Consider the following 6,929-nt stretch of genomic DNA (forward strand, 5'->3'; position numbering starts at 1 on the left):
TTAAGAAATGTAGTCAATAAGCAAGAAGGATACTAAACAAGCTCCTAACTTTTTGTCAAAATGAGCAACGCCAGATATTTTTGCAGTTAGGAGAGTTTCAACTCTCTACCTGCTCTATCTCTACACCCGTTCCTTGGTCTAGTTCTATGAACTTTGGCCCGGCGATTAGAACTACAATCATCATTAAAATACTCGTCACCATGATGATGCTCACCACGCTGGGATCTTCAAAATTACTTGTAGCTACTAACAATGCTGCGGCAAAATTACGTTGAGCTGTTCCTACTCCTAGCACTCGTTGGGTATCGATACCAGGGCCGCCCAAAAGATAACCCACGCTAAAAGAGAAAACTATGAAAACGGCACAAACTAAAATTGCACCTGTTTGTAATAAGCCAATGATATCGTTAGTGTGAACTATCAGCCTGACAACCAGACCTAAAAGCAATCCAGCATTAGATAATTTGAACAAAATCGGCTGGATAATGGGGGCGATCGCACTCAATTTTGCTTTGATGAATAACCCAATGATCAATGGGCTAACCATCATTAACAATAAGGGTTTGGCAATGTCCCAGGAGTTAATTCGTACACCTTCCACCACCAAGGGCAATACAATCGGCATATAAAAAATTGTGCCCAGCATTAGCAACATCATTAATCCCACCGAGAAAGCTATATTGCCTTTGACTATGTGGGCAAGTTTAGGTAGTGCTGGAGGCCCTGATGCTACTGCCATGATCAGTAAGCCATCTCTGAGTGGTTCACTTAAATGTACTACTTGTAGTAACAAATATACAAAAAGCGGGACTAGCACAAAATTTGTTAGCAGCGATGATATGACTAAGCGGAGGTTGCGGAGTGGTTCCCAAATCTGTTGTACAGTTAGACTTAACCCTGCACCCAGCATGGTGAACACGATAAATGTGAAAAGTGCAAGTTTGTCAATTAGTGACAAGATTTCGTTCATGATTTTTTTCTCACGCAGAGACGCAGAGACGCAAAGGAGCAGAGGAGCAGGGGAGCAGGGAAGCAGGGAATAAGGGGGACAAAGGGGAATTATTGAACAAATCTCTCCCAAGTCTCCCCCCTCTTCCTTGTCTACCTTGTCTCTTCTTCATGCCCAATCCCCAATGCCCAATGCCTATTACTTCAATTCCAGGGTGACTTGCTGTAAGTTACCAGTGAATGCAAAGGGTGTTTGGTAAGTATCTACCGCAGGTGTGCCAGTATCTTGACCAACATCAAAGGTTCCATCTAAACCAAATCGGTAGCCTACGGTTTTATCAATGCGGCCTTGGGCAACCTGCTGCTCATTAATCAAGAGCTTACCAGTACCACCTGCTCCGGGAGCGCCACCATCATAAGTAAAGTCAAATTTGATTCGGGATTTACCGATCGCAATTGGTTGAGAAGATTGAATGATTGTGCGATCGCTATTTAATAAGTTGTAAGCAAAGGTGGGTTTACCTTCTTTCAAAAAGAAACTCCAACCCGCAAAACGTCCGCCTTGGGTGACTAAAACGCCTTCAATACCATTTTTGGCAGCATCCACATCGGCAGTGATGCTAAAGGAACGATTCTTAATATTGGGAGCGCTGCCTTCGGGAATCCCTGCAACAGATGTGTAATAAGTAAAGCTATTGCGTCCTGTGATTAGGTTGGAACGGATTTTGACATCAAACCGTTGAAGTAAGCGATCGTCCAAGGGCAGAACTTTGTATTTCTTTGCTTCCTTGAGAAATAGATTTTGTAATTCTGCTAACTTGTCAGGATTTTGCTTGGCTAAATCGTTGGCTTCACTGAAGTCTTTGGTAATATCGTATAGTTCCCAATTATCTTCATCGAAGGTAGTTTTGGAGACACGCTCCCAAGGTAAGCGTCCATGACGGGCGGCTGCTACCCAACCTTGATCGTAAATGCCACGATTGCCAAACATCTCAAAATACTGGGTTTTGTGATCGGATGGTACAGCAGGATTATCAAAGCTATAGACAAGGCTAGTACCTTCGATGGGTTGTTGTTTTACACCGTTGACTACCTCTGGTTCTTCAATCCCCACAGCTTCCAAAATTGTAGGCGCAATATCAATTACATGATGGAATTGGCTCCGCACTCTACCACGATCTTTGATGCGATCGCCCCAAGCCACAACTAAACCATTGCGAGTTCCGCCGAAGTGAGAAGCAATTTGTTTTGTCCATTGGAAGGGGCTATCCACTGCCCAAGCCCAAGCTGCATGAAAATGATTGAAGGTTTTTGGCCCACCTAAATCATCTAAAGCCGCGAGAATTTCTTGAGGACTTTCTGCTACGCCATTAAAGACTTTTAATTCATTAACACTACCTGTTAAGCCGCCTTCAGCACTCGCCCCATTATCCCCGGCAATGAAAAAGACTAAGGTGTTATCCAATTCACCAAGTTGATCAATCGCGTCAATGACTCTACCAATTTGTGCATCGGTATGGCTGAGGAAACCTGCAAATACTTCCGCCTGACGCGCATAAACTTTTTGCTCAGTGGGAGTGAGGGAATCCCAAGCTGGGAGTTCCGCTGGGCGAGGAGTCAGCTTAGTATCGGCGGGAATTATACCAAGGGTTAGCTGACGAGCAAAGATGTCTTCGCGTAATTTATCCCAACCTCGATCGAATTTACCCTTGTACTTGTCAATCCATTCCTTGGGCGCATGGTGTGGGGCATGGGTAGCGCCAGTGGCAAAGTAGGTAAAGAAGGGTTTATCAGGAGCGATCGCTTGTTGGGTGCGAATCCACTTAATTGCATGGTCTGCTAGATCAGGGGTAAGGTGATAATCAGGGCGATCGCTTGGTTTTTGAATATGTTGGGTATTTTCTACCAAAGCTGGACTCCATTGATTGGTATCACCGCCGAGAAATCCATAGAAGTACTCAAAACCTAAACCTGTGGGCCAGCGATCAAATGGCCCGGCCGCACTGGTTTCATAATCTGGGGTATTGTGCCATTTGCCAAAAGCCGCCGTGTTATATCCATAGTCTCGCAATACTTCGGCGATCGTTGCCGCACTTCTAGGTAAAATCGCAGTATAACCTGGATAGCCTGTAGCTAACTCCGTAACCACACCTGTACTCACAGAATGATGATTGCGTCCCGTGAGCAATGCGGCTCTGGTAGGAGAGCAGAGTGCTGTAGTGTGGAATTGGTTATAACGCAATCCCCTTTCTGCTAAACGGTCTAAATTAGGCGTATCGATCAGACCGCCAAAGGTGCTGGTTTGTCCAAAACCGACATCATCAAGCAACACCAGCAACACGTTTGGTGCATTTTCTGGAGCCTTAATGGGTTTGGGGAAGTCTGGTTGGGATTCTTTGTAAGTAATGCCAATTTTGCCTTGAAAAGATGGTTGAGGTAATGGCAATTTGTCGCCGTAGTCCGCCCAAGCAGGTAGAGGTAAGAGACTAGAAAATATTAGCGTCAGGGCTGTCAAAAAGGCGATCGCACCAGAAGTTAACTTGAGAGATGCATACAAAGAATCTCTCTTGTGAGGATCAGTCATACAATTTTGGATTTTAGATTTTTGATTTTGGATTTATAGGTAGTGTGCTGGAAGGCAAATTTTTAACTAGCCGAAACCCGATATGAGTAGTTCCCGTATCGGGTGATTCTGACTCCCGCGCCGCCGGACGGAAGCGGCTACAGTAATTGGGAGCGCAGAGATATGATCCCCCCTTGATTACGTGTAACTTTGATTCATCTGGCTTTTTGGGATCAAAGCTTTGATTTAAGGCAATAGGATTAATTTGATGGGATTTGCGATCATGTCCGACTTGAAAGAAATCAGTAGTCCATTCCCAAACATTGCCGGTCATGTCATAGAGTCCATAATCATTGGGTGCAAAAGAACCGACGGGAGCAATGCCCAAGTGACCATCGGCTTTGGTATTGAAAAAGGGAAAAATTCCTTGCCAAGTGTTGGCTCTATGTTCAGAATATTCATTGCCCCAAGCATAAGTTGCACCATCCAAGCCACCACGGGCGGCATATTCCCATTGGGCTTCGGTGGGTAGGGATTTTCCTGACCATTTGGCGTAGGCTAGGGCATCTTCGTAAGCTATGTGAACAACTGGATAGTTGGATTTGCTAACGATACCTGCGGCGGGCTGCGCCAACGCACTGTCTGGGCCAAAAGGATGTTGCCAATTCGCGCCAGGAGTCCAATGCCACCAACTCAAAAAGGAAACTTGCTTAACACCTGGTTTTGCCATCTCAAACACTAAGGAACCCGGTAATCGCTGCTCATCGGATAAATCAGGAAACTGTTCTTCAGATAAGGGACGCTCTGCAACTGTCACATATCCTGTTTTATTGACAAATTCACCAAAATGTGCATTTGTTACCTCATATTTATCAATACAGAAGTTAGTCACCGTTACATCTCCAGGCGATCGCTCCTCCACAAAACTGGAATTATCAGACCCCATTTTGAATGTTCCTCCTGAAATTATCGCCATACCTTGGGGACAGGGATTGACTGTGGCTGCAAATGCGGTTGGATTGATGAATAAGAGTGCGATCGCTATTCCCTGAATGAATATTAGTGTGAGAAAGCAATATTTTTTCCCATCCCTGATATTCTCATTTTTGCTATTTTTAATTGAATGCTTGTATTTCATTAATTAAGATTCAACTTTTCTTAAAAATTATATTATTTTGGATTTTAGATCAACAATCTCCTTTTTCGTTGTATTTTTTGGTAATCTCTTTCTCGCATTACATTATTTATTGTCGAAAAATCTCTAATTTATCACAATAAATATTAAGAAAATTTTCAATCTTTGATACTATGCAGAAACTGTTAACTCTCAACTCAGGCTAATTTACAATAAATATCTTTATTTCTATTAAGGGACTTCCAAGAAACAAATTACCCAAATCAACGTAGGCGCATTCGCAAAATGTCTTGTCACAAGCTACCACAGAGGCACAGAGAAATGAGGAGGAGAGAGTTTTTGAGCTATTTTTTTATTTATAATTCCTTAAAATACTAAAAATCGATCAATTTACCGATGTTTTATCTAATATTGATAAATTACATCTTGTGAAAACAGAAGTCAAGCACTATATATATTTAGCTACGAAAAAGCTTAACACCACCTTAGTGAGATATTGGTGTAGCCACAAAACCAGTTTTGATACCCTTCTTAAACCCAGTTTTTTCGTAAAACTGGAATACTTCCTTGGTTTGACTTCCACTTATGAGCATTACTTTGTAACAATTATAACTCCATGAGATTGTAACGTATGATGTATCAGGCGCCTTCCTACGCCTTGGCAACGATAATCGGGATAAGTAATTACATTCTCAATTAGTCCATAGGGATGATCGCCAAAATACAAGAGGCAATTAAGTTTGCCCCCCAGTCTGGTACAAAGCAATTAATCTTGCAATCAGCTACGCTGGGCGGAACGTCATCGCTCAATATTTCGTTCCATATTTTCTCAATAGATAATTTATATGAGATTTTAAATTGCTTTGTAAACCCATATTTCAAACTTAGCCTCAGAGGAGAGATTAGTTTTTAAAGAGCCATAATGATTGATACAAAATTCTTCAAATTCATTTATTACTTGATGAAATATATCATCTGATACTCGCCAACACAAACCGTATGCTCGTGCTTTGAAAAAATTTAGTAGCTCTTAAACTGTATTGCTAACTATCCATTCCTTAGCTACAAAGTAATTTGATACGTAACTTTTTTGCTGTAAATATCCTTCTACATCTATCTTGTTTGTTGCTATATTAATGCTTGGCAACTTTTGCTTTGTTCCTTCATACTTAGATAGTATATCTTGAAAATATCCTTCAAATTCTCGTCTGGCTGGTGGGGTAATCCACTGACAATTGAGATAAAAGCCTCTAGACTTCAGTACTCGAACAATATTGTCTAAAAATACTTTCCAATCATAGACAGTATGGATCATGTGGACAGTCAATACAACATCAAAACTGTTGTCTGGAAAAGGTAATTGTGAAGCATCACCGTGAATTAGTTTCAGATTATAAGGAGTGACATTTAATTTTTTATAGAACTGAGCAAGCATTTCTTGAGAAGCATCAAGTCCTGTCACAGAATAACCCCGTTTGACAAGAGGAATAACATTTAATCCTGTGCCAACACCTGGTTCTAAAAAAGAGGTTTCAGGTGTAGCACAAGTAAGCTTAAGAATCAAATCGCCAACTTCCTCTGCAACTGATTCTGTTAACCAGCGTGTTTGGTCATAAATTTGTGCAATATAGTCATAGTAGTTAGATTTTTTCATATCTATAAGGTTTAGTCGAGCTATACCTTTGCATTTAATTTATTGTCCTTGTATTGTGGCAGGAGTGTAAGCAATTGATATCAATAAAACTACTTTCCAAACTAACTTTTTAATCGATCCTATCTCTTCATTCTCTTTTTTTGGTGAAGGTATTGCTGAGTAAAGGTATTTTACTCAGCACTCCCATAATACCAAAAATATGTTTAAATTATGACTCTTGTACTGTCAAATTTGGTGAAGGTGAAACCATTGAATATTTCGTTATAATCCAGTCTCTCATCCCTGAGCAGACTAATAGCAACCTCTTCTCCTAAAGCCAAAGCAGCGGAACCATCAGAACGCCAATGGATACCACTGTGACCGCGACCAATAGCATAGTTAGTTGCTAGTTTATTCAACTCTCCACCCACAGTTAGTGGTGGGCCACTGTAAGAAATTACTTTTGTTGGGTCATCGGGATCAGGCACTACTGGTGAGGGGATAACAAAGTTTTCATCAAAAAACGCTTTCAACAGTGTGACATTGACACCAGAATGGAATGGCACTAAGAAAAACCGAAACACTTGTGGGTTAAGCAGTTTGCAATTGCTTGCGTAATTCGTGGCGGGGTTTGGTCATTAAGGGGTAAG

Annotated in this window: 5 protein-coding genes and 1 pseudogene; all 6 read right to left on the bottom strand. The window is 41.5% G+C overall.

The features are described from left to right. Positions 1 to 97: 97 nt before the first annotated feature. The gene (locus V7K89_RS01715) at positions 98 to 970 is read right to left on the bottom strand and encodes a bile acid:sodium symporter family protein (RefSeq protein ID WP_335184023.1); all 873 of its coding nucleotides are present in this window, start codon (positions 968 to 970) and stop codon (positions 98 to 100) included. A 177-nt stretch (positions 971 to 1,147) separates the two neighbouring features. Beyond that, on the bottom strand, positions 1,148 to 3,532 hold the full coding sequence (locus tag V7K89_RS01720; RefSeq protein WP_335184024.1) for an arylsulfatase: 2,385 nt from the start codon (positions 3,530 to 3,532) through the stop codon (positions 1,148 to 1,150). A 13-nt stretch (positions 3,533 to 3,545) separates the two neighbouring features. Next, positions 3,546 to 4,457, bottom strand: a complete 912-nt coding sequence (locus tag V7K89_RS01725; protein ID WP_335184025.1) for a formylglycine-generating enzyme family protein — start codon at positions 4,455 to 4,457, stop codon at positions 3,546 to 3,548. 781 nt (positions 4,458 to 5,238) lie between these two features. Continuing rightward, positions 5,239 to 5,412 carry a GNAT family N-acetyltransferase gene (locus tag V7K89_RS35725; protein ID WP_442941557.1) on the bottom strand — a complete coding sequence of 58 codons (174 nt, stop codon included), beginning with the start codon at positions 5,410 to 5,412 and terminating at the stop codon, positions 5,239 to 5,241. A 264-nt stretch (positions 5,413 to 5,676) separates the two neighbouring features. Next, positions 5,677 to 6,300: a class I SAM-dependent methyltransferase gene (locus V7K89_RS01730; protein ID WP_335184026.1), complete on the bottom strand. Its 624-nt coding sequence runs from the start codon at positions 6,298 to 6,300 to the stop codon at positions 5,677 to 5,679. A 203-nt stretch (positions 6,301 to 6,503) separates the two neighbouring features. Next, positions 6,504 to 6,833: pseudogene (locus V7K89_RS01735) on the bottom strand (twin-arginine translocation pathway signal protein); the annotation flags it as partial. Positions 6,834 to 6,929: the final 96 nt, after the last annotated feature.

The sequence above is a fragment of the Nostoc sp. genome, from assembly GCF_036917515.1.
In the GTDB taxonomy this organism is placed as follows: domain Bacteria; phylum Cyanobacteriota; class Cyanobacteriia; order Cyanobacteriales; family Nostocaceae; genus Nostoc.

Bases quoted from the DNA above. Each gene is read 5' to 3' on its own strand.
- V7K89_RS01715 (WP_335184023.1), bottom strand. From the start codon at position 970: ATGAACGAAATCTTGTCACTAATTGACAAACTTGCACTTTTCACATTT.
- V7K89_RS01720 (WP_335184024.1), bottom strand. From the start codon at position 3,532: ATGACTGATCCTCACAAGAGAGATTCTTTGTATGCATCTCTCAAGTTA.
- V7K89_RS01725 (WP_335184025.1), bottom strand. From the start codon at position 4,457: ATGGGGTCTGATAATTCCAGTTTTGTGGAGGAGCGATCGCCTGGAGAT.
- V7K89_RS01730 (WP_335184026.1), bottom strand. From the start codon at position 6,300: ATGAAAAAATCTAACTACTATGACTATATTGCACAAATTTATGACCAA.